This window comes from Pseudomonas sp. PDM04 (assembly GCF_014851765.1).
Taxonomy (GTDB): Bacteria; Pseudomonadota; Gammaproteobacteria; order Pseudomonadales; family Pseudomonadaceae; genus Aquipseudomonas.
In genome coordinates, this window is record NZ_JACVAI010000007.1 from 391,241 (window position 1) to 414,037 (window position 22,797).

At 62.3% G+C, this 22,797-nt stretch carries 17 protein-coding genes; 3 read left to right on the top strand and 14 right to left on the bottom strand.

All coding sequences use genetic code 11. The features are described 5' to 3' along the window. Positions 1-10 precede the first annotated feature (10 nt). From IB249_RS26445 to IB249_RS26460, 4 genes are all read right to left on the bottom strand, one after another. Positions 11-1,066, bottom strand: coding sequence for an ABC transporter substrate-binding protein (locus IB249_RS26445; RefSeq protein ID WP_192308818.1), 1,056 nt, complete (start codon positions 1,064-1,066; stop codon positions 11-13). Between the two features lie 217 nt (positions 1,067-1,283). Beyond that, positions 1,284-3,137 carry an ABC transporter ATP-binding protein gene (locus tag IB249_RS26450; protein ID WP_192308820.1) on the bottom strand — a complete coding sequence of 618 codons (1,854 nt, stop codon included), beginning with the start codon at positions 3,135-3,137 and terminating at the stop codon, positions 1,284-1,286. Further along, positions 3,115-4,911, bottom strand: a complete 1,797-nt coding sequence (locus tag IB249_RS26455; protein WP_192308822.1) for an ABC transporter ATP-binding protein — start codon at positions 4,909-4,911, stop codon at positions 3,115-3,117. The genes IB249_RS26450 and IB249_RS26455 overlap by 23 nt, the downstream gene beginning before the upstream one ends. 99 nt (positions 4,912-5,010) lie before the next feature. Continuing rightward, on the bottom strand, positions 5,011-6,180 hold the full coding sequence (locus IB249_RS26460) for an LLM class flavin-dependent oxidoreductase (RefSeq protein ID WP_192308824.1): 1,170 nt from the start codon (positions 6,178-6,180) through the stop codon (positions 5,011-5,013). A 350-nt stretch (positions 6,181-6,530) separates the two neighbouring features. Between IB249_RS26460 and IB249_RS26465 the strand changes: the two genes are divergently transcribed. Further along, complete coding sequence (locus tag IB249_RS26465; protein WP_192308826.1) at positions 6,531-7,265, top strand: class II aldolase/adducin family protein; 735 nt, start codon at positions 6,531-6,533, stop codon at positions 7,263-7,265. Between the two features lie 192 nt (positions 7,266-7,457). Here IB249_RS26465 and IB249_RS26470 read toward each other — a convergent pair whose 3' ends face one another. The 4 genes from IB249_RS26470 to IB249_RS26485 form a co-directional block, all read right to left on the bottom strand. After that, a complete protein-coding gene (locus tag IB249_RS26470; protein ID WP_192308828.1) occupies positions 7,458-8,513 on the bottom strand; it encodes an ABC transporter substrate-binding protein in 1,056 nt (351 codons plus the stop codon). A 52-nt stretch (positions 8,514-8,565) separates the two neighbouring features. Continuing rightward, the gene (locus tag IB249_RS26475) at positions 8,566-10,788 is read right to left on the bottom strand and encodes a TonB-dependent receptor (RefSeq protein WP_192308830.1); all 2,223 of its coding nucleotides are present in this window, start codon (positions 10,786-10,788) and stop codon (positions 8,566-8,568) included. 271 nt (positions 10,789-11,059) lie between these two features. Next, a complete protein-coding gene (locus IB249_RS26480; RefSeq protein WP_192308832.1) occupies positions 11,060-11,734 on the bottom strand; it encodes a class II aldolase/adducin family protein in 675 nt (224 codons plus the stop codon). A 214-nt stretch (positions 11,735-11,948) separates the two neighbouring features. Then, complete coding sequence (locus IB249_RS26485; RefSeq protein ID WP_192308834.1) at positions 11,949-12,914, bottom strand: oxidoreductase; 966 nt, start codon at positions 12,912-12,914, stop codon at positions 11,949-11,951. An 83-nt stretch (positions 12,915-12,997) separates the two neighbouring features. On the opposite strand from IB249_RS26485, the gene IB249_RS26490 reads away from it, so the two are divergent. Continuing rightward, a complete protein-coding gene (locus IB249_RS26490) occupies positions 12,998-13,918 on the top strand; it encodes an AraC family transcriptional regulator (protein WP_318653518.1) in 921 nt (306 codons plus the stop codon). Here IB249_RS26490 and IB249_RS26495 read toward each other — a convergent pair. From IB249_RS26495 to IB249_RS26515, 5 genes are all read right to left on the bottom strand, one after another. Next, positions 13,915-15,018 (bottom strand): GlxA family transcriptional regulator, encoded by a 1,104-nt coding sequence (locus IB249_RS26495; RefSeq protein WP_192308836.1) that lies wholly within the window; start codon positions 15,016-15,018, stop codon positions 13,915-13,917. The genes IB249_RS26490 and IB249_RS26495 overlap by 4 nt on opposite strands. A 5-nt stretch (positions 15,019-15,023) precedes the next feature. Further along, positions 15,024-16,424 (bottom strand): amino acid permease, encoded by a 1,401-nt coding sequence (locus tag IB249_RS26500; protein WP_192308838.1) that lies wholly within the window; start codon positions 16,422-16,424, stop codon positions 15,024-15,026. Positions 16,425-16,832: 408 nt separating this feature from the next. Continuing rightward, entirely contained in the window at positions 16,833-17,063 is a 231-nt protein-coding gene (locus IB249_RS26505; RefSeq protein ID WP_192308840.1) for a DUF2798 domain-containing protein, read from the bottom strand. A 78-nt stretch (positions 17,064-17,141) separates the two neighbouring features. After that, positions 17,142-17,855 (bottom strand): cysteine hydrolase family protein, encoded by a 714-nt coding sequence (locus tag IB249_RS26510; protein ID WP_192308842.1) that lies wholly within the window; start codon positions 17,853-17,855, stop codon positions 17,142-17,144. Between the two features lie 81 nt (positions 17,856-17,936). Further along, entirely contained in the window at positions 17,937-18,527 is a 591-nt protein-coding gene (locus IB249_RS26515; RefSeq protein WP_192308844.1) for a TetR/AcrR family transcriptional regulator, read from the bottom strand. A 290-nt stretch (positions 18,528-18,817) separates the two neighbouring features. Between IB249_RS26515 and IB249_RS26520 the strand changes: the two genes are divergently transcribed. After that, entirely contained in the window at positions 18,818-21,742 is a 2,925-nt protein-coding gene (locus tag IB249_RS26520; protein ID WP_192308846.1) for a winged helix-turn-helix domain-containing protein, read from the top strand. Positions 21,743-21,753: 11 nt separating this feature from the next. On the opposite strand, the gene IB249_RS26525 is transcribed toward IB249_RS26520, so the two are convergent. Further along, a complete protein-coding gene (locus tag IB249_RS26525; RefSeq protein ID WP_225607214.1) occupies positions 21,754-22,407 on the bottom strand; it encodes a cysteine hydrolase in 654 nt (217 codons plus the stop codon). Between the last annotated feature and the right edge of the window lie 390 nt (positions 22,408-22,797).

Sequence of the window (22,797 nt, forward strand, 5' to 3'; positions counted from 1 at the left end):
AGGCAACGTGTCAACCGGTACGGGTGGCCACCAGACTGCGCAGGGTTTCCTGAGGGCGAGGGTCGATCCAGTCGGCAACGGAGAAAGTCGCCGGGATGAAGTTCCAGCGGTGCAGGAAATCGGTGAAGTCCTGCACGCCATTGATCGAGCGCTCATCGAGGTTGGTGCGCAGGCGCTGGTGCGCATCCGTGCCGTAGGCCGCGGTGACCCAGTACTCGCTGCTGTTGGTTTCGTGGGCCAGGAAGCGCCGGGTGTCCTGCGGGTGAGTCCAGGCCCATTCTTCGGCGCGTACCACCGAGGACAGGATCGCCACCGCCGTGTCGTAGTGCTGATCCAGCAAATGGCTGTCGACGCTGAGGGTGCGCGGGGTGCCGTTGTTCGAGCGGATCAGCGGTTCCGGATGCGAGCCGGTGTCGATCACGGTGTGCAGGCCAAACTGGTGGGCCAGTTGGGCGGCGTGTGCGCCCTTGAGGAAGATCGCATCGACTTCGCCGCGCAGCAGGCCCACCAGCTCGGCGTTCTGGCCCCCGTTGCGGCGGCCGCCGAAGTTGGCCACGCCGTTGACCACCTGTGTGGCCTCGTCGCTGAACGTGCCGCCGTGGACGTAATCCACCAGCTCGACATCCTTGACTTCAAGGCCTTCGAGTTTGAGGGCGTTCTCCAGGCCGCGCAGGGCCTGTGCGCGGGTGAAGTCGATTTGCGCATTGACCCAGTGCGGCAGGCCGAACCTGCGGCCCTTGAGGTCCTTGACGGTTTTGATGTCGCTGCCGGGCAGGGTCAGGATCAGCTGGATTTCATCGGCCCAGGACAAGCCGATTACCCGCGTGTCGCGGCCGCTGGATTTAGCCCAGATGGCCGGGATGTTGCCGCCGTGGCGAACCGAGTTCTGCAGGGTGTGATCAAAGTGCGATTCGCGCACGGCCTGCTCGCTGGACTCACGCAACGACTGGATGCGCGTGCCTTGCTGTTCAAGGGCTTCTTCCAGCCAACCCTTTTGAACGGCGATGCCGAGGCCGGTTGGTACCGGGCAGCGGGTGTACCAGAGTGTTTCGAGGGGGTGGGACATTGTGCTTACTCCATAGGTTACGGCAGGTCTTCACAGAGGCGGTTGATCACCGATTGCATAGGGCATTTGCAACGGGCATGCCACGCGGCGAATCATCGGCAAAGCCCCGTGTTTACGGGGCCCTGCCGCAGTGATTTCAGGGGCTACGGGGGTCTATTGCTGCTGGAGCAGCAATCGATCAGCAAGGTCGGTGGGTGACCAGCAGCACGGCGCGTCATCAGGCGCTCGCGGGCTGTGGCGCGGCGGGGGCGTGTTCGTTGTGTTCGTAGGTGCGATACAACGCGGCGTAGGCCCCGCCCTGGTCGAGCAGCGCGCTGTGGTTGCCCAGCTCGATCAGTCGGCCGTTGCGCACGACGCCGATCCGGTCGGCGTCGCGAATGGTCGCCAGCCGATGGGCGATGATGATGGCCGTGCGTCCTTCACACAGGCGCCGCAAGGCTTTCTGGATGCGCCGTTCGGTGTGGATGTCGACCGCCGAGGTCGCTTCGTCGAGGACCAGCACGGCCGGGTCGGCGAGGAAGGCACGGGTCAGGCACACCAATTGTCGTTGTCCATGGCTCAGGTGAGCACCCAGCGCGCCGACTTCGGTGTGATAGGCCCGGGGCAGCCGCTCCAGCACTTCGTCGGCACCCAGTGCCTGCGCCGCTGCGATCAGTCGCTCATCGCTGGCGTCCGGGCGGGCCAGTCGCAGGTTGTCGAGGATGGTCCCGCTGAACAGCACATTGTCCTGGAGCACCACGCCCACGTGGCGGCGCAATTGCTGCTGGGTCAGTTGCCGGATGTCGATGCCGTCGAGTGTCACCGCACCGTGCTGCACTTCGTAGAAGCGCGTGAGCAGTTGCACCAGGGTGCTCTTGCCATGTCCGGACGGGCCGACCAGTGCCAGCACTTGACCGGCGGGGATGCGCAGGACGAAGTCCTCGATCACCGCTTTTGCACCCGGCTGATACGCGAATGTCACGTGCTCGAAGTTCACCGCGCCCCGGGCTTTTTCGAGGGGCACCGGGGTGTCGCTGTCGAGAATGTCCGGTGGGGTATCGAGCAGCAGGAAAATCCGCTGGGCCGAAGCCGAACCCGTGGCATAGCGCTCGAACAGATCGGACAGTTCCTGCAGGGGGCCGAGGAACAGCATCACGTAGAACAGGCTTTCGGCGACTTGCCCGACCGTCAGTTGGTGCTGCGCCAGGCCATACGCGCCCAGCATCAGGAGCACCGCCATGCCGAGCGCCGCCAGCAGCCCGGTAAACGGTGCGAACCAGCCCGAGCGCAGGTTGCCGCCAATCAAGGCATCGTTGAAGTCTTCCAGCAAGCCTCGATAGCGCAGGCGGTTCGGTTCCTGCTGCACGCATTGCTGGATCATGCGCGCCCCGGCCACGGTTTCCACCAGGTGCGCGGTGAAGCGGCTGCGGTTCTCCGCCACCCGGGCCCAGGTGCGTTGCGAGATCCGCTTGAAGCTCCAGGTCGCCACGAACAACGCCGGCACGATGCCCGCCAGGCCAAGGAAAAACACCGGCGAGATCAGCCACAACATGATCGAGGCGACGCTGCAACGCAGCAGGGCGCCGAGCAGTTCCGGCGGGCCCTGGATCAGCAGCGCTTCGAGGCTGTCGACGTCACGGTCGGCACGGGAAATGATGCGGCCGGCCTTGGTCCGATCGAAGTAGCCGATGCTCAATGCCTGCACATGGCTGAACACCCGCACCCGCAAGTCGTTGAGTACGCGAATGGCGGCGCTGCCGGCGATGTATTGCGAGAGGCCGGCCAGCAGGAAACGTGCACTCCAGGTGCCCACAAGACCCAGGCCCAGCAGGCCTGTCAGGGTCAAATCCAGCAGCCATGCATCGCCCTGGCGAACCAGGCCGCGGTCGAGCAGCTCGCGGACGAACCAGGGGCGCAGGAACACGGCGAACACCAGCAGCAACTCCAGCCCGATCACCGCCAGAATGCGTGAGCGCACCGGGCCGAGCAGCGGCAACAGCCGACTGAACATGCTGCGATCCAGGCCCTTTTTGGCCAGCGCTTCTTCAATCTCGATATCGCTGAGCGCTTTACCGGGCAGTGGATTCGTCATGTTCGACCCCCAAAAGATCACGGTAGAAAGCGTTGCGTTCGACCAGCTCGGCGTGCGTGCCGCTGTCGGCAATGTGACCGTCTGCCAGCACCAGGACCCGGTCGGCGAGCAGGATGGTGGACAGCTTGCTGGAGACAATCAGCAACGTGGTGGTTTGCCCGTCGTGTTGCAGCAAGCCGCGAATGTTGTGGATCACCCGGCGCTCGGTGACAGAGTCCAAGGCACTGGTGGCGTCATCCAGGCACAGGATGTCGGGACGTGCCAGCAGGGCGCGCGCGAGGTTGATGCGTTGGCGTTGACCGCCGGACAGCGTAACGCCGCGGTCGCCCAGCGCAGTGTCCAGCCCATGGGGAAGGCGCTCCAGCACGTCCTCGGCCGCGGCCAGGCTCAAGCCCTGGAGCAGCCTGTCGTCGCTTGCCCCGGGAGCAGCCAGGCGCAGGTTGGCGGCGAGGGTGTCGGAAAACAGGAAGCTTTCCTGGGGTACGACGTGCACACGCTGGCGCAACGCGTCCAGATTGAGCGTGCGCACGTCCTGCCAGCCGTCACGGCTGGAACCGAGCGAGACCACGCCCTGCTGCGCATCCGTCAGGCGTGGCAACAGGCTCGCCAGCAGACTCTTGCCGGCGCCCGTGGCCCCGACCAGTGCGACAACCTCGCCGGGCTCCAGCGTAAAGCTGCAATCGTGCAGGATGCTTCGGCCGCCGCCTGGCGCGTTGACGGTGACCTGCTCGAAGCGCAACCCCAGCGGCCGCGCCGGCAACGCCTGGGTTGCGCTCTGCAGGGTCAGTGGCGCGTCGAGCAGTTGCCAGATGCGCTCGGCAGAGGAGCGCGCATCGGCGAACACCTGCATCACCCGGCCGATGCCTTCGATACGAAACACCAGGGTGGTGGCAATCAGCAGTGACGTCACCCATTCACCGATGCCCAGATGGCCGTCGCGTACCCGCAGGGCGCCATAGACAAAAATCCATACGTGGCTGAGCGCAACGATCACTTGCGGCAGCGGTATCCGTGAGCTGGCAAAGGCCAGGGCAAGGCGTGCCTGCTCGGCAAAGAAACCGACCTGCTGGCTGAATCGTTCGATGCGACTGGCCTCCAGCGCGAACGACTTGATCACCCGGACACCGCCGATGCCTTCGCTGAGGTCCTGATTGACCCGGTCGTAGGCGGCGCCCACTTCACGGTCGAGGATCAACAGGCGTTCGGTCTGGCGCACGAAAATCCACAGACCCAGGGCGGTCAACAGCAGCGGCACCAGTCCCAGCCAGGCGTCGTACCAGGCCAACAGGCCGACTGTGGCCACCAGGATCAGTGGCGTTTCCACCAGTTGTCGCCAGAAGCTGATCAACGCATCGCGCAATTTGTCCGCATCCCGGGTGGTGCGGCTGATCATCTCGCCCATGCCATGCTCCCAGTGGTAGCCCAGCGGCAGGGTTTGCACCTGCTGCAGGATGCGCTCGCGCAGGCGGGTGAGCAGGGCCTGGCTGAGGATCAGCGACAACACGCCACTGGCATATTGGGCCGCGCCGCGCACCAGCGCCACGGCGAGCAGCAGCCATACCCAGAACCACGCGCGACTGGCATCCAGGCTGCCGTCGTCCAGACGGATGACGGCCTGGCCGTTGTTGACGTCGTTCATGGCCTGCCCGATCAGCCATTGCTGGACGGCCAGCCCGCCGCTGACCACGAGGAACAGGAGGGTGGTCAGGGCGAAGCGCCGGGGCATTTCGCGATAGATCAGCAGACTGCGCAGCAAAGGGTAGTGCTCGATCATGGATTCACTTCTTCAAAAACCGATGCCTGGATCGTGAAAACCCCGCAGACACCGGGGTGTGTGCGGGGCTGGGTGCAGGTGAAATGTCTGTGCGGCCGATCAGCCGGCGATCTTCAGGTTGCTCGCCGCAGGCGTTGCGTCCGCGACAGGCCGTTGATGCACCAGTGGCAGCACTTCCTGGCCAATGCGCAGGGCTTCTTCAAGGTGCGGGTTACCGGCCAGGATGAAGGTCGAGAAACCGGCGTCGCGGTATTCGGCCAGGCGCTCGGCGACGTTCTCATGGCTGCCGACCAGGCCAATCGTCGGCCCCGGCTTGGCCTTGCCGAAACCGGCCCACAGATTAGGGCCGATGATCAGGTCTTCGAAGCGTTCGGAGTTCTGGTGGTAGGCCGTTTGCCGGGCCGCGCCGACCGAGTCCGAGCCGCTGGCGAAGCTCTTGATGAACTCGCTGGTTTTGGCATCGATGCGATCGTACTGGCGGCGCAGCTCCGACCATGCCGCTTCTTCGGTCTCACGGGCGAACAGGTCGATGCGAATGCCAAAGCGCACTTCGCGGCCTTGCTTGTCGGCCAGTTCGCGCACCCGTTCGATGTGTGGCTTGAGCTTGTCGACCGGCTCTGCCCAGTTCAGGTAGACATCGGCGTGACGGGCGGCAACGTCCAGCGCCGGGTCGGAGAACCCGGAGAAGTACACGCTCGGCTTGCGCTCCCGGGTCAGGCCGCGTGGCAGTGAGCCGTTTTCCAGTTGGTAGACATCGCCCTGGTAGGAGAACGATTCGTTCTCCCACAAGCCCTTGATGATGTCGAGGAATTCGCCGGTGCGCTTGTAGCGCAGGTCATGGCTGAGGAAGTCGCCGTTGGCGCGTTGAGCCGCCGGGTTGCCACCGGTGATGATGTTCCAGTCGAGCCGTCCGTGGCTGAGGTTCTGCAGGATGGCCGCTTGCTGTGCGGCGTACGCCGGCAGGGTCCAGGTGGCCTGGAACGCGATCAGGAACTTGATCCGGCGGGTTTCCCGCGCCAGCGCCGCAGCGGCGATCCACGGCTCCGGGCCGGTGGGCAGCAGGGCGCCTTCAAAGCCGGCGAGCTCGGCGGCCTTGGCCACTTGCGCGATGTAGTCGATGTAGGTGAAACCGTCCGGTTCACCATTCGGCAACCGGCCTGGCGCGATGTTGCCCGGACGATGAATGGCGGCGCCCCGGGTATTTTTGTCGGTGGCCAGATAATGCCCGTCACTGCCCAGGGGCAGGCGCCAGAAAAATTCGGTACTCATAGAAAACTCCAGAATCAGAAAACTCGGGCCGGTCGGTACGAGAGCCGCGGTGTCGCAGCAATTGCAACGGCTGTGCCAAGCACTCGGAGCACCGTGGGCCGGGGCCCTGGGCGGTACAGGGGGACAGGATGGCGGACGGCTGCTGGCGTAGCAGCAGTTGATCAGCAGGTGATGCTGGTGATGCAGCAAGATCGCGGCGGGGCTCGTCCGCAATCTTGTCGTGTTGTATAAAAGTGATTAAAAACAGATGGTTAGTGGCCTGTCGCAAGCTGGCACAGGAAGTGCTCAGCAGGTTGACATGCCAGGACTGCGATCCGGCATTCTCAATCGATTAGCTGGAGTGTTTTGCCATGACTCACGTGTTGACTGCCGAACAACTTACCTACCTGGATCAGGCCAAGCGCGATTTCGCCAAGGCCTTCCGCGTGCTGAAAAATACCCGAACCCTGACCGCCACCAACACCCTTCAGGCCTACCTGCGTGTGCCCGAGACCCGCCTGGTGATCGCCCTGCATGCGCCTGGCCCGTGGGCGGAAGACGAAGAAATCCGTGCGGTGGTGGCCGACTATGACGGCGTGTTGTACCTGGACGAATCCGTTGCCGGCAGTTCGCCTTTGAGTGGCAGCAAGGCCGGTGGCAATGGCAGGCGTTACGCGAAGGTGTTCGCCGAGCGTGCGGACATCAATCTGGTGATCCACGTGCACACCCCATGGCTGGGTGGCTGGGCCAGCGCGCACCGGGTGTTGCCAATCCGCTATGCCGCTTCGCAACGCGTGACCCTGTCCCGCGAATTGCCGATCTATGTCGATCGTCGCCAGCCGGAGCCGGACTTCATCATTGAGCAGCTCCAGCGCGATCCCCACCTGCAAGCGATCCTCGAGGCCAATGGCGGTGCGACCTTCTGGGGAGCTGGCATTATCCCGGTGTCCAAGCTGATCCTGCTGATCGAAGAGGGTGCATGGTTCCAGGGCCTGGCCGAAGGTCTGGGCGGCTCGAAAGAGTTCGGCCCGGGGGTGTTGGAGCAGCAGTGGAATATGACGGGTTTGTGGGAACAGGGTAAGAAACTGCTGGAAAACGCGGCCTGAGTATTCCGGCGGCAAGAGAGCGGGCGATCTGAATGCCCGCGTTGTTCGAACGTTTTTCGCGAGCATGCCCGCTCCCACAGGTGTCCGCATTGCCCTGTGGGAACGACCCGCTCGCGATGGTCGTCAACGATAACGCGGGCTGTCCGGATGCCCGCGTTGTTTGACCGCTGTTCGTGTCCCTCTGATCGGCGGTTACTTCCACTCAGAAGTCAGGTTGAGGTTCTTCAGGCCCTGTTCGACAAAGCGGTTGTCCAGCAGGTCATCGACCTTGACGTCCTTGCGTATCAGCTTGGCCTGGAGGCTGTAGGCGATGCCGTCCTGGTAATGCTGGCGCAGGGGCACGTTGATCAGCGGGCTGAAGTGATCCTTCCAGGATTCGCCGTCCACTTCGCGCAACAGCACGCTCTGCGGCTGGCCCGACTGCGACAACAGCTCGATGTACTCGGCCTTGTGCTCTTCCTGGGAGGCCCATTGCAGCGCCTTCAGATAGGCGTCCACCACCAGTTGCGTGACTTCCGGTTGCTGGTCGACGAAGTCGCTGGCACCGAACAGCTCCGCGCGCATTTTCCAGTCTGCCGGTGCCTGTTTGCTTGACCAGATGATCTTGCCGACCTTCTTGTCTTCAAGCAGGTAAGCGTCGCTCAAGGTGAAGAAGCCGTCGATGCGACCGGCACTCAGCGCGGCGCCGCCAGCCTGGGGGTTGAGATTGAACATGCGGAAATCGTCGAATGTCAGCTGCCGCGATTCCAGCAGCTTGGCGAACGACAGTTCCCACGGCCGGCCACGGTGCAGCGCCACGCGCTTGCCCTTCAGGTCATCGATTGACTGCGCGGTGGAGTCTGGCGGCACCACCAGGTAGACATTGTTGCCGGTGCCGCCCGCCGCGAGCAGCTTGGTCGAGACGCCGGATGAGTTGAGGATGATGCTCGGCAGGTCGCCGTAGAACGCGAAGTCGATGCGCTTGTTGGCGAACTCTTCATTGACGAAGGTACCTACCGAGGCAGTGGCCGCCGGCACCCATTGCAACTCGACACCGCGTTTGGCCAGTTGCTCCTTCAGCCATGGGTCCTTGTCCATCAGGTAGGTCGGGCCGTTGAAGGTGACCTTGCCGGCATTCGAGTAGGCGACCGTGGCGATGCGCACGGTTTTCAACGGGGCGGCCGCGAGGCTCAACTGGCTGGCGAATAACCCCAGCACCAGCGAAGCCGGCACCCAGAGTCGGGAGGGAAACAAGCGCGAAAGTTTCATGAGTATCTGCCTTGTGTGGCAGTGGCCGGCCAACGCCGGCCACCAGGGTTGATCAGAAGCGGCTGGTCAGTGAAACGCCGAAGGTGCGGGGGTCACCAAACATCACGCCGGCGCTCTGGAAGCCGCCGGGCAGGGTATGGCTGCGGTATTCCTTGTCGGTGAGGTTGTGCACGTAGCCCGTCACCTCGGTTTTGCCGCCCGGCAGTTCGTAGGTCAGTCGGGCATTGCCGAGGGTGTAGCCGCCGCTGCGCATGTTCTGGCTTTGGTCGTTGGTGAAGTAGTACTGGCGGCTGCGGGTGTCCCAATCGGTGCCGACGACGATGGCACCGCCGACGTTCAGCGGAATCCGGTAGTCGGCACCGATCACCGCAGAGACGTTAGGGGCACGGACGAATTTGTTGCCCGAGTAATCGTTGGGGCCCGAGGTGTAGTCGGTGAATTCGGTGTGCAGCAGGCCGAGGCCGAAGTTGACGTGCAGGTTGTCCAGCGGGATCGCTTCGAGTTCGAACTCGGCGCCGTAGGCCTCGCCCTGTGCGCCGTTGGCCAGGCGTGACACGGTCTGGTTGTTGACGGCGGTCACGATGTTCAACTGGATGTCTTCGTAGTCGTAATAAAACAGGTTGGCGTTGGCGTTCAGGCGCCCGTCGAACCACTCGGACTTCAACCCCAGTTCGTACGCGGTGAGGTATTCCGGATCCACCGTGGCCACCGTCGATTGCGTGGTGACGCCAGCGTTGTAGCCACCGGAGCGGAAGCCCTTGGAATAGCGGAAATACACCCGGGCGTTGTCCGACAGTTTGTATTGCGGGGTGAGGTCGTAGGTCCAGTCGCTCCAGGTGTTGCTTTCATCCTGCAGGGCGGTGACGCCCAGGGCCGAGGTGACATTCTCGGGTTTCCACCAGTCGCCACCGCCGAAGCTCGCCTGACCCACGTTGGCCACGCGGTTCAGGTCGATCGACTTGCGTTCGCGGGTCCAGCGCAGGCCACCGGTCAGGCTGAAGTCGTCGGTGAAGTTGTAGGTCACGCTGCCGAACAGCGCATAGCTTTCGGTCTTCTGGTCGTACGCCACGCGGTTGTAGCTGCGGTTGATGTAGGTGTTGTCCAGCGTGCCGTTGGCGCTTTTGGAGTCGAGGTCTTCGTTGAAGTAGTGCAGGCCCGCCACCCAGTTCAGCCGGTCGCTGCTGGGCGAGGCCAGGCGCAGCTCCTGGGAGAACTGTCGGCTGTTGGCGTAGGCATAGCCGCGCTGCAATTCCAGGGGCGTGTTGTCGCTGTCGCTCACGGCATCGCGCTTGAACGATTCGAGCGCGGTGATCGAGGTCAGTTGCAGGTCGCCCAGTTGCCAGATCAGGTTGAGGTTGCCGCCATCCTGTTCGATGTTCGCGCTGTTCTTGGCGTTGTAGTACACATCGCCCTGCTTGGGGTCCACGTGGTAGCCGAACTGATTGTTGCCGTTCGGTCCGGTGCCATAGTTGACGGAGCTGGAGCTGCCGGTGTCGTGGTAACGGCGACTGTGGAAGTTGAGGTTGGCTTCCAGGTCATCCGAGAGTACGGCGAGGAACTGCAGGCGAATCGCGTCGTCCTCAAGGGCGCCACGGTCGTTGCCGTTGGCCTTGTTTTCGCTGTAGCCGTCATTGGCCTGGTGACGGATCGCCACGCGGGCCGCGAGCTTGTCGTCAACCAGCGCACCGCCCACGGCGCCTTCAACGGCACGGTTGGCGTAGGTGCCCGCGTCCAGCTTGTAATAGCCGTCCTCCTTGAAGGTCGGTTTTTTCGAGATGAAGTTGATGGCGCCGCCGGTGGTGTTCTTGCCCCACAGGGTGCCCTGCGGGCCGCGCAGCACTTCGACACGGTCCAGGTCGAACAGCGGAAAACCGGTGGCGCTGATGTTGGAGATGTACACGTCGTCCATGTAGATGCCCACCGGGCTCACGGTGTTGGCCCCCTGGTCACCGGTGCCCAGTCCGCGGATCCACCAGCGCGGGCGGCCGTGGCCGTCGGTGGTGCCTGCCGAGGCATTGGGAATGTAGCGGGTGATTTCGTTGGCGGAATTCAGCGACGCTTCGCGGATCTTGTCGCCGCTGAGGACCGAGATCGGAGCGGGCACTTCCTGTACGGTTTCTTCGCGCTTCTGGGCGGTGACCGTGACTTTTTCCAGGGTCGAGCCGCTGGTGGCCGATGCCTGTGGGTCGAGGTTTTCGTCGGCGTAGCTGCTGTTGATGCAAAGGCTTCCCAGGCTGACAGCCACCGCGATGGATAAACGTGTGCGTTTGAACATAGTGCTCCCCATTACTGCTTCGGAAGAGAGATCGAAGACTCTCGCAAGGCTAATGTCGGGTCTGTGTATCAGCCCGTTTGATGGGGGTATCGCAACAACCGTACCTAAAATGAAAAAGCGCGGTAGTAAAATGTAACTTGTTGAAAAGTATGTAGAAAAACTTATTGCCGGGGGAGCGCTTGGCGAGTTTACAGCGAGCGGACTGCTGGCCTGGACGCACCTGCTGGGAGGGTGCTGCTGGAGCAGCACCCGGGCGTGACGGAGAGGGGGCTCAACCGGTATAGGCTTTGGACCGCTCCAGCAAACCGGTACGCTTCCATTGCAGTTCGAGCGCGCCGGGGGTGTAAACCTGCGCACCCCCCAACTGTTCGGCAATCGCCTGGTAACGCGCGGCCTCCTCGACAAAGAGGATGATTTCCGAAGTCTTCAGAATCCCCTGGCCCCAGAAGTTGGCGCCGCCGTTGGATTCCAGCAACGCCGGAGGCGGCGCCAGTTCAGGGTGCTGGTCCAGGCGCTCGCGAATCACCTCGAGGGCGCTGCGGGTGCGCTCCAGATGGTTGGGGATTTCCCGTGCGAGCAGGTGCCGGGCCGCCGCCACATAGAGGATCGGGAACGGCTTGTGCGCCAGTGACCAGGCCGACAGCCAGGCGGTGTGCACATGGATCACGGTGTCGGCTTGCAGGCGCGCTTCATTGATCAGCGAGTCAGGGTGATCGGCGAACGCCGACAGGCTGATCTTCGGCGTCTGGTCCCGTGCCAGGCCACCGGGAAAACGAATTCCCAGCAAGCGGTCGGTGCCGGGGATGCGATGGGAAATGTGGAACGTCAGGCTCGCCGACAGCGTGCCGTTCGCCCGCAGGGTGTCAAAGGCGTGAAGGGCATCAGCCCGGGCCTGGTCGACATAGGCGACCAGGTCGATATCGGTGGTACGTTCAATGGCAGACATGAGGGATCTCCTGAAGGGCTGTCGGTGCGATCGCAATCGCACGCCATCCGGGAGAGCACAGGCCGTGCCATGACCCTGTTTTCGGTGTTTGCGCCAATGCCGTCGAGGGCCGAGCTGTCCGACACCGGCCCTGGCCGGCGCGATTCGATCCGGATGTGCTGGGTGAGCAGCAACGGATAAGCAGTCCGGCGTTTGCCCGGACGGCCTCCAGCGCTCAGGCGACGTCCATGCCTGTCCATTGCCGGGATAACGCCCAAAGGCGCTCGGCGAGTTCCGGGTCGGCCGCCCAGTGCGCCACGCCCTTGCGCCCCAGTGCCGCGTCATTGATCGGCGCGATGTTGCAGTCTTCGCAGTACACACCGCCTTGGTTGTCCAGGTCCTTGCGGGTGGCGCACCACAGACCCGTTGCCGCGCCTTGCTCCAGGGTCTTGAGACCCGATTCGGGCTCGACCCTTGGCTTGCCCTGTTGATCATAAATGTCGAACGCGGCGATTTCCTCGGTGCTCAGGTGACGCGCCAGGTCCGTCAGGATCTGTCCCGGGTGCAGGGAAAAAGCGCGTATGCCGTGTGGACTGCCGCGTCGATCCAGCGCCAGGGCGAACAGCGCATTGGCGGTTTTCGACTGACCGTAGGCGAGCCATTTGTCGTAGGGGCGTTGCTGAAAATCGATGTCCTGGAAATCGATCCCGGCGATCTGATGTCCACGCGATGACACGGCAATCACGCGGCCCTTTCCTGCGACGAGCGCGGGCCACAAGCCACAGGTCAGGCGGTAGTGCCCCAGGTGATTGGTGGCGAACTGGCTTTCGTGGCCCTGGGCGTCGCGCAGCAAGGGCGCGGCCATGATCCCGGCGCAGTTGATCAGCAGGGATATCGGGTTGCCTTGGGCCACGATGCGGCGCGCAAAGGCCTGGATGGAGTCGGGCTGCATGAGGTCCATGGCCTGCACTTCGACCTGCCCGACACCTGCCAACGCCTCGCGGGCTCTGTGCGGATCCCTGGCGGGCACAATGACGTTCGCGCCGGCCTCGGCCAGGCGCCTGGCGGTGACCAGGCCGATGCCGGAGTGGCCGCCGGTGACGATGGCGATGCGACCGCTCAGGTCCACGCCAGCCATGACATCGGCGGCGGTGCTGGCAGCGTGAAAGGGCGAGCGGATAGGCTGTTGTGGCGTAGGCATGTGTGTGTCCTCCTGCTATCGAGGCTGACTATTCTTGGTTACTATCGCCGGACAAAACAGGTCAGAACATCCGGGTTTTTATCGTGATCATCCAAAGCGCAACCTCCGATCCCTTGTCTGATGTGCTCGCCATGACCGGCCTGCGCACGGCGTGCTCGGTGCGCCTGCAAGCCGGGGGCGTGTGGGCCCTGCGGTTTCGTCCCATCGAGTTGAAATTCAATGTGGTGCGGCGCGGTGAGTGCTGGCTGCTCACGGAGGGCGCGCCGGCTCAGCTTCTGCGTGCGGGTGATTGCTTCGTGGTGTCGCGCACGCCCTTTGTCCTGGCCAGTTCACCAGAGGTCGAGCCCGTCGATGCGGCCGTGGTGTTTTCCCAGGAAGGCGCGTCGGCGAAGATGGGGGCAGGGGAGGATGTGGAGTTGCTGGGGGGCAGTGTGTCGGTCGAGCGTCCGGGGGCTGTCGAGCTGATCGACCTGTTGCCGCCGGCCTTCATCATTCCGGCGAGTGGCGCGGGCGCTTCGTCATTCGCCTGGCTGCTGGATGAACTCGATCGAGAGTGGCAGTCGGCACAGGTGGGCGCCTATTCGGTGTGCAACGATCTGCTGCGAATGATCTTTGTCCACGCCTTGCGATATCACATTTCCACGGCGGCCATGGATGACTTGAACTGGCTCGCAGGGCTTCGCGATCCGGCCATCGCGTCGGTGTTGGGGGCGATACATCGCCAGCCGGAAAAGAACTGGAGGCTGGGTGAACTGGCGGAACTTGCCTGCATGTCGCGCTCGAGTTTCGCCGCAAGGTTCAAGGCGCAGGTCGGGCAAGCCCCTGTCGAATACAGCGCCCGCTGGCGCATGCGTGTGGCGGCAGTACGCTTGCAGAAGGGCGGTGAAAGCGTCTCGTCCATTGCGGCTTCGCTGGGCTATCTGTCCGACGCGGCCTTCGGCGTCGCGTTCCGGCGTGTTCACGGGCAATCGCCTGGGCGGTATCGGCGTGAGGCGTCGATCTAGGATGTGGACGGTGCGCTGACCGGGACGCTGGCAAAGGTCGATTCGCTGCGTGCCTGGTCGAACGCGGTGACCGGTTGGATCCATCGCGGTTGAGCGATTGCGGGCACGGCGGGTTTGCGGCCGGTTCCCGCACCACAGCGCTCGTCGCTCGGCGGCACCCCGAAGTACTCGCGATAGCATTTGGAGAAGTGCGGCGTGGATACAAAACCGCAGGCAGCCGTCAAATCGACGATCGACATTGAGGTTTGCTTGAGCAACTGGCGCGCTCGAACAAGGCGTAGCCGCAGGTAGTAACGTGAGGGTGTGCAGTGCAGGTATTTCTGAAACGAGCGCTCCAGTTGTCGACGTGACAGGTCTACGTATTGCGCGAGGTGGTCCAGGTCGATCGGCTCCTCGAGATTGGCCTCCATCAACGCGACGATTTCCTGCAGTTTCGGCTGATGAGTGCCGAGCACATGCTTGAGTGGAACGCGCTGGTGATCCTGTTCGTTGCGAATGCGCTCGTAGACGAACATCTCCGAAATGGCCGCAGACAACTCGCGGCCATGATCGCGACCGATCAGGTGCAGCATCATGTCCATGGGCGCCGTGCCGCCGGAACTGGTGAAGCGGTTGCGGTCGAGGGTGAACAGGCTTGCGCTCATGCCCACTCGCGGGAAAGCCTCCTGCATGGCCGCCAGGAATTCCCAGTGCACACTGCATTCGTAGCCATCGAGCAAACCGGCTCTGGCCAGCGCCCAACTGCCGGTACAGATGCCTCCCAGCCGCCGGGACTGCCGCGCCAGGGCTTTGAGCCAGGTCAGGTGCTCAGGCGTGACCACGTTCTGGATGCCCACCCCGCCACACACGATCACCGTGTCGGCCTGCCAGGGATCGTCCCACGCTGCATCGGGGGTGATCGGCACGCCGTCACTGGCCCAGACCGGTTCGCCACCCGGGCTGAACGTATGCCAGCGGTAGAGCTCCTGCCCCGACAACTGATTGGCCATACGCAAGGGCTCCACCGCCGACGCCAGGGAGATCAGGGTGAATTGGTCCAGTAGCAGGAAACCAATCGATTGGGTCGATTTCCCGTTGAGTGCGGGGCGGCTCGATGACATGTGTATTATCCCGCTGATGTCGCCCTGGCCGGCTGGGCAGACTGACGCGAGGTGACCAGGCCGATGAACGAGATCGCCAGGGCCAGACCAATGGTCGTGATGACTTCGGTACGGTGTTGTGGGGAGATCATCATGACCGTCAGGGCCGCGCAGATGAACAGGATCACCAGCCACGTCAGCCAGGGAAACAACCACATGCGAAAGGTCAACTCGACGTTTTGCCGACGCAGCATCCGACGCATGCGCAGCTGCGAAACCGCAATCGCGAGGTACACCAGCAAGGCAATCGCACCGGAACTGGCGAGCAGGAATTCGAACAACCCGGCGGGCATGAAGTAGCTCCACACCGTGATAGCCGCACCCAGCACGGTACTGGCGAGCACTGCCGCCCGTGGCACGCCGCCGGCCGAGGTCGCCTTCAGCGGTCGGGGCGCGTCGCCACGGCGCGCCAGTGAAAACAGCATGCGCGACGCGATGTAGATCGAGGAGTTCATGCAACTGGCCACGGCAATCAACACCACCACGTCGACCATGAATTTGGCATGGGGAATGTTCATGATTTCCAGCGCGCGCTGGTAGGAGCCTGTTGCGGCCAACAAGGGATCGTTCCAGGGCACCACGGAGATCACCACGAAGATCGACAGCAGATAGAACACCCCGATGCGCCAGATCACCGAGCGCGTGGCCTTGGCAATATTCTGTGCCGGGTGGCTGGACTCAGCGGCGGCGATGGTCACCGCTTCGGTGCCGATGAAACTGAACATGATGGTGATGAAGGCGCCCACGACCGCTGACAGGCCATTGGGTGCGAATCCGCCGTGCTCGGCCATCAGGCCGCTCAATCCGCTGACTTGCCGGTCGGGAACCCAACCCGTCAACACCGCGAATCCCACGCCGATGAAACCGATGATCGCCACTACTTTGGCCATGGCGAACCAGAATTCGAATTCGCCGTATTTGGACACGCTGAACAGGTTGGTCACGACCAGCGCAATGATTGACGCGAGGGCGAACTGCCAGGCTTCGACCTGCGCAAACCACTGGTTCAATACGTGTCCGGCGGCCAGCGCCTCGATCGGGATGACCAGCACCCAGAACCACCAGTAGAGCCAACCGATGGTGAAACCCGCCCAACGGCCAATGGCCTGATCGGCATAGGTGGAGAACGAGCCGGTGTCCGGGTTGGCCACCGCCATTTCACCCAGCATGCGCATGACCAGAACGACCAGCAGGCCTGAGGCCAGATAGGCCAGCAACACCGCCGGTCCCGCCGCCGCGATCGCATGCCCTGAGCCCACGAACAGGCCGGCGCCGATAATCCCTGCGATAGACAACATGGTGACGTGGCGAGGCTTGAAGCCCTGCGCCAATTGGCCACTCGAATCCTTGGAGCTCGGGCTGATCATTATTGTTTTTCTCTGGTGAACGGCATTTAGACGTATTGATGGGGGCAGGCTTATGCCCTGGGTAGATGCGGCGACCTCCGGACGCTGCTGTTCCTGGTAAATCCATCCTTTCGATGTGGTGATTCGTTGCAAAAAGCAGCGCTACCTTATCCGGCTTGTCGGACAACCCAGTTTTCCGAGCGCGCCGCCGTTGTGTCTGATATCGACATTTGCGAGCTGGACGTTCACGGTGAAAACCCATCGGTCACTGAGTGGCCAATCGCAATCATCCTGTATTGTCGGGGGCTCTGCAGGCTCGAAGGGTAGAGGGGGAGGCGGGGAATTCCCGGCGGGTGTGACGTGCTCTGCAAGAGGGCGCGGCGTCACTTGAAGGGTGGTGGATGCGCACGATCCTGCCGTGCACGGCGGTCACTCGCCCGTGACGGTCATGCGCCGTACCACGCCTCGGATCACGGGCGCCGCGAGTAACACCACCGGCAACATCAACACCCAGGACAGCGCCCAGGCACTCAGCCAGCGACCCGCAAAGGCGATGTCGAACGCGTGGGGCGTGGTGGCGATGGCGGCCGCGACCGAGCAGGTCAGGCCGGATTGCACGACGCCGAATACGAAATGCTCATAGCGCGCCGGGATTTTCATCGGGGCTCTCCGAGGGGCGGTCCTTCGGGAGACCGGGCGCAATGCCCGGCCTCCCTGGGACGGATCAGCGTGACAGGCTTAACGTGCCTGTTGCAGTTGCGCGACGGTTTCTTCGGTGGTCCACAGGCCATGGGCGAGGAAGCGGTAGTTGATGATCGCCGCCAGGTAGCCATCGCCGTCCGGCAGGCGCGGGCCGGCGGTTGCATCACGCACGACCACGATCTCGAAGCCCTGCTCCAGCAGCTCACGCAAGTGCGATTCCACGCACAGGTTGGCCGCCATGCCGGCGAGGATGATCTGGGTCACGCCTTTCTTGCGCAGTTGCAGCGCCAGGTCGTTGGTTTCCGGGCCGTAGACCTTGTGCGGCGAGGCGATGATGGTCTGGCCATCGAGAATGTACGGCTTGTAGATCTCGAGGAAGTCGGCGCCGGACCCTTCGAAATCCTCCAGCGTGTTCGGCCCTTTGCGATCGAACATGCAGATGCTGTGCATGACCTTTTCCAGCGGACCGCCGAAATGCCAGTCATGGTCGTGCGGGTAGTAATAGTGCGGCGACACGGCAACCGGCAGTTTGCTTGCCTTGAAGGCCTTGAACAGTTTCTCCAGGTTCTCGACGGTATTGTTCTCGACGATGCTTTCGCCGAACACCGCCCAACTGGCGCCAGTCGGGCTGAGGAAGTCGTTCTGGGGATCGATGACCACCAGGGCGGCCTTGCTCAGGTCGAGTTTGAAACCACTGCCTGGCAGTGCGGGTTCAGCGGGGTCTGCGTACAGGTTTTCGGACGTGCTCATTGCGGTTTACCTCTCGGGTTTATGACGGGGTTGACGCTTAACATAAATGACCAGTCGGCTTATTAAGAGGGCAAAAAAAACTCACTCCAGCAGCCGTGGCAAAACGATCGATACGAAACGTTGCAACGGCGCACCGTCGCGCAAGACCTTGCCGCGCATGACAGCGCCTTCCCAGCCTTCGACGATGACGCTGGCCAGCTCTTCGGCATCGGCTGTTTCGGGCAGTTCGCGGCGTTGCTGCGCTTCACGCAGGCAACTGGCGAGCAAGCCTTCCCAGCGGGCCAGAACATCGGTCAGGCGTTTGCGGGTCTGCTCGCTGCCGTTGGACATTTCCAGCGACAGGTTGCCGATCAGGCAGCCCAGGCTGTATTCATGCTCGCCGTGCTCCCGCACCAGTGCCTGGAAGAACTGGCCGATGCGTTCCAGTGGCTTGACCCGCGCGTCGTAGAAGATCGGCCCGTGGCGGGTCTCGATCGAGGTCCAGTAGTCCTCGAGGATCTCGGCCGCGAAGTCTTCCTTGCTGGCGAAGTAGTTGTAGAACGACCCCTTGGGAATCTCGGCCGCCGCCGTAATGTCCTGTACGCCACAGCCGTTGTAGCCGCGGTCGTGCACGACCTGACGGCCAATCGACAGCAAACGGGATCTGACTTCAAGGTTGACCGGGCGAGCCATGGTAAAGACATCCAGTGGTGAGAACGTTTTAATAAACTAACTGGTCATCTATCATCCGTCAACCGGCCCTTGCCAAAAAAGATCGGCTAACAGTTTCCACGGCCTGCCGTGTGGAACGCCGTCAGTGAATGCCCAGGTGGAAACTGGGGCGGGCCTGACGGATTCCTCCAAAGCGCAACGCTCGGCAGTCCAAGTCGCGTGTCTGGGCAGATTTGCTAGAGTCTTTACTCGGTCAATCCGACTATCAATGGTTCCGCCACTTCCAGCGACCCTGAGCAGGTATTCGAATCATGCCCATTCAGTTTTCGGTTTCTGAGGATGCTCAGCGTTCTTCTTCAAGCGAAATTGTTTTTGGATGTTTTAGGCTGTTGCCTGCCCAGCGGTTGCTATTGAAAAACGGTGTGCCGGTGGAAATCGGTAGCCGTGCCCTCGATATCCTGATGGTGTTGGCCTCCAATGTTGGCAAGGTGGTCAGCAATGCCGAACTGATCAAAAGGGTCTGGCAGGACGTCATCGTCGAGGAGAGCAGCCTGCGGGTGCACATTTCGGCGTTGCGCAGAAAACTGGCCTGCGAGGGGGGCGATTCACGCTACGTGGTCAATGTTCCGGGGCGTGGCTACAGCTTCGTCGCAACCGTCTGCCCAGCGGGCTCTGCGATCTATGGTGAAATCAGGCCCACAGCGCAATGGACGACCGATCAGCTACCGCCTCGCCTCATTCGCATGGTGGGGCGAGAGGACACCGTTCTCTCACTCGCCGATCATTTGAAGAAACACCGTTTGGTCACGATCATCGGTCCGGGAGGAATGGGTAAAACCACGGTCGCCGTCGCGGTGGCGCACAGCCTGTCGGTGCATTTGGACGGTGATCTGCATTTTTTCGATCTCGGCTCGGTGACCGATCCCGCGCTGCTGGAAGGCACGCTGGCGTCGGCCTTCGGCGTGCTGGGCAACGGCAACGATATTGGCCGTGAACTGGTCATGTTGTTGCAGAGCAGGCGTCTGCTGCTGGTGCTCGACAACTGCGAGCACTTGATCGACGCCACGGCGGCCCTGGCCGAGAAACTGTTTCTTGGCACCTCTGAGGTGCATATCCTGGCCACCAGCCGTGAGCCCCTCCTGGTGGAAGGCGAATTCGCCTATCGCCTTGGCCCGCTGGCATGTCCGCCCGAGCAGGGCAACTTGTCAGCGGCGAGCGCACTCTCGTTTGCTGCGGTGCAGTTGTTTGTCGAACGAGCTTCCAGCAGCGGCAATGAATTTATCCTCAATGACTGCGATGCCCCCGTGGTGGCCCACATCTGCCGCCAACTCGATGGTGTTGCCCTGGCCATCGAGTTGGGCGCCGGGCGGGTCGATGCCTACGGCATCCGCGGCACGGCCGAACTCCTGAACAATCGCTTCAGACTGTTCTGGAGCGGCCGGCGCACTGCGCTGCCGCGGCATCAGACGCTCTTTGCCTTGCTCGACTGGAGTTACAACCTGCTGTCCGAGAAAGAGGCTTCAGTGATGCGCAGGCTGTCGGTGCTGCGCGGTGGTTTTGCGCTCGGCACCGCCCTGAAAATGGTACTGGAACCCGGAGAGGATGAACTGCAGGTCATCGATACGATTGGAAGACTGGTCGCCAAATCGCTGATATCGGCGGAATGCAACGGGCGAACGATGAGTTATCGCTTGCTGGATACCACACGGGTCTACGCCCTTGAAAAACTGCGGGTGAGCGGTGAGGCCGACGCGATCTTGCAGCGTCACGCGTTGTTTCAGATCGTGCTGTTGGAGCAGTCGGGCGTCAATTCGGTGTCCTTCCTGGACCACGAACACACCCATCGTCACCTTGAACATCTGGGCGGTTTGCGAGCAGCGCTGGAATGGGCTTTTTCCGAGGAAGGTGATCTGGCGATCGGTGTGCGGCTTGCGGTGGTATGCGTCCCGTTGTTTCTCGGCCTGTCGCTGCTGGATGAGTGCCAACGCTGGAGCGAGCAGGCATTGGCTGCGTTGGACAGCTCGCGCAGTCACTCCCATGAGCGGGTCCTGCAAGAAGCGCTGGCCATTTCCCTGATGTTTACCCACGGCAACACGCCTGCGGTTCACAGGGCGTTGATCCGCGGGATAGAGCTGGCGGAGAGGCTTGGTGATGCCCCGGGCCAATTGCGTCTGCTGGCGGGGTTGAACATTTTTCTGACGCGGGCAGGGGACTTCAGAGGCGCTCTGAAAGTCGCTCACAAGAACATGGAAGTCAGCACGCGACTGTCCGATGCTGCCGGCATCGCCATGGCGCAATGGATGCTTGGCGTATCCTGTCACCTGGTCGGCCAGCAGGCGCCGGCTGAGCGCTGGTGTACGGCCGGGTTGGCCATGGTGACGGCGCAACCGGATGGCGATGCCATTTACTTCGGTTACGACCATCGGGTCAGGGCATTGGTGTCTTTGGCCCGGACTCTGTGGTTGCGGGGCGAACCTGATCGGGCGGTGTCCATTGCCCATCAGGCGTTGGAGGTTGCGCGAAACCTGAGGCATCCGGTGACCCTGTGCATTTCGCTCATCTACGTATCGACCGTATTTCTGTGGGTCGGAGACTGGACGACCGCTGGGCAGACCATCGATAACCTGACGCTCAACGCCAAAAAGAATGCGCTCAAACCCGATCAGGCCGTGGCAATGGGGCTCAGGGGTATCCTGTTGATGCGTCAGGGTAAGTTGGATACCGGGGTGACACTGCTGAAGGATTGTCTGGATGTTCTGGCCGAGGAAAATCATCAAATCCTCAGCACGATGTTCATGAAGGGGCTGGCCGAAGGGCTGGCGTTGAAGGGTGAGTTCGACAAGGCCCAGGACATGATCGATCAGGCTCAATGTGTGGTCGAAAGTAGCGGGGAGACCTTCGATACTCCGGAAGTCTTGCGCATTGCGGCACAGATCCAGGCGACGCGAGCGCCACCGGATCTTGAGCGCGCCGAGTTGATTCTTCAGCGGTCGCTGGATTGCGCGCGCCGTCAGTCGGCTCTGGGTTGGGAGCTACGCTCTGCCATAACGTTGGCGCGGATGTACACAGCACAAGGCCGAAATGTCGAAGCGGGCGACATACTCGGTGCTGTTTACAGACGATTCAGCAGCGGCTTCGATTCGGTGGATTTGCGCAGCGCACGGCAATTGCTCCTGCAACTGCCTCATACCGCCAGCCAGAGTCTTCAAACCTTCGGTGCATGCATCGAATCATGACCCGGTTTTGCTCAGGCTTTTCCCCCCAGCATGGCGACGGTCTCTTCGGTCGTCCACAAGGCGTTGGCCATGAAACGGTAGTTGACCAGCGCCGACGCGTAGCCGTCGCCTTCCGGAAGTTTCGGTCCGGCCACGGCGTCCCTGACCACGGCGACTTCGAAGCCTTGTTCGAGGAGATCGCGCAGGTGTGATTCGACGCACAGGTTGGCCAACATCCCTACCAGGATCACTTGGGACACCAGCTGTTTACGTAGCTGCAAGGTCAGGTCGTTGACCTGCGGCCCGTACAGTTTGTGCGGCGAGCAAACGATGGTCTTGTTGTCTTCGATGTAGGGTTTGAATTCGGGCATGAAATCACTGCCTGAACCGACGAAGCCTTCCAGGCTCAAGGCGCTGGGGCGATCGAAAATCTTGATGTCGTGCTGGAACTGCTCGGCAGGGCCCTGAACCTTCCACTTGTGATCATGCGGGTAGTAATAGTGCGGCGAGATGGCCACGGTGATATCCGCGGTCTTCGCCGCCTTGAACAAACGCAGCAGGTTCGGCACCAGATTTTGTTCGGTCACGCTCTCGCCGACAACGCCCCAGGCTTTGCCCTTGTCACTCATGAAATCGATTTGCGGGTCGATGACCACCAGCGCCGCACGGGAGATGTCGAGTTTCATCGACGACTTGGGCAGCGCCGGGTCCTTGGGATCTGCGTACTTTTCCCGGGCTGAGGCAACAGTCTTGTCGGCGGCGAAGACGGGCAGGGCGGTAGCGGCGGTAGCGGCCATGGCACCGACCACGAAAGCGCGTCGACCGATGGGGCGGAATGTGTCGGACATGATGTTCTCCAGTTTCCAACGGCTGTGAATGTGAAAACGACCCGGCTGCAGCGATCCCATGCCGGATGCATAGATCTCGAAATCATTGGGGAAGGGATCAAGTCACTGGATGGTCACGGCATTGTTCGACGCGCGCTCGTTAAGAGTTGTGAATCGTTGTTACTGACGCCGGTGGCAAACAGTGCGAGGCCTGAGTGCTGGGGTCATCCCAAGGACTCAAGGTCGGTT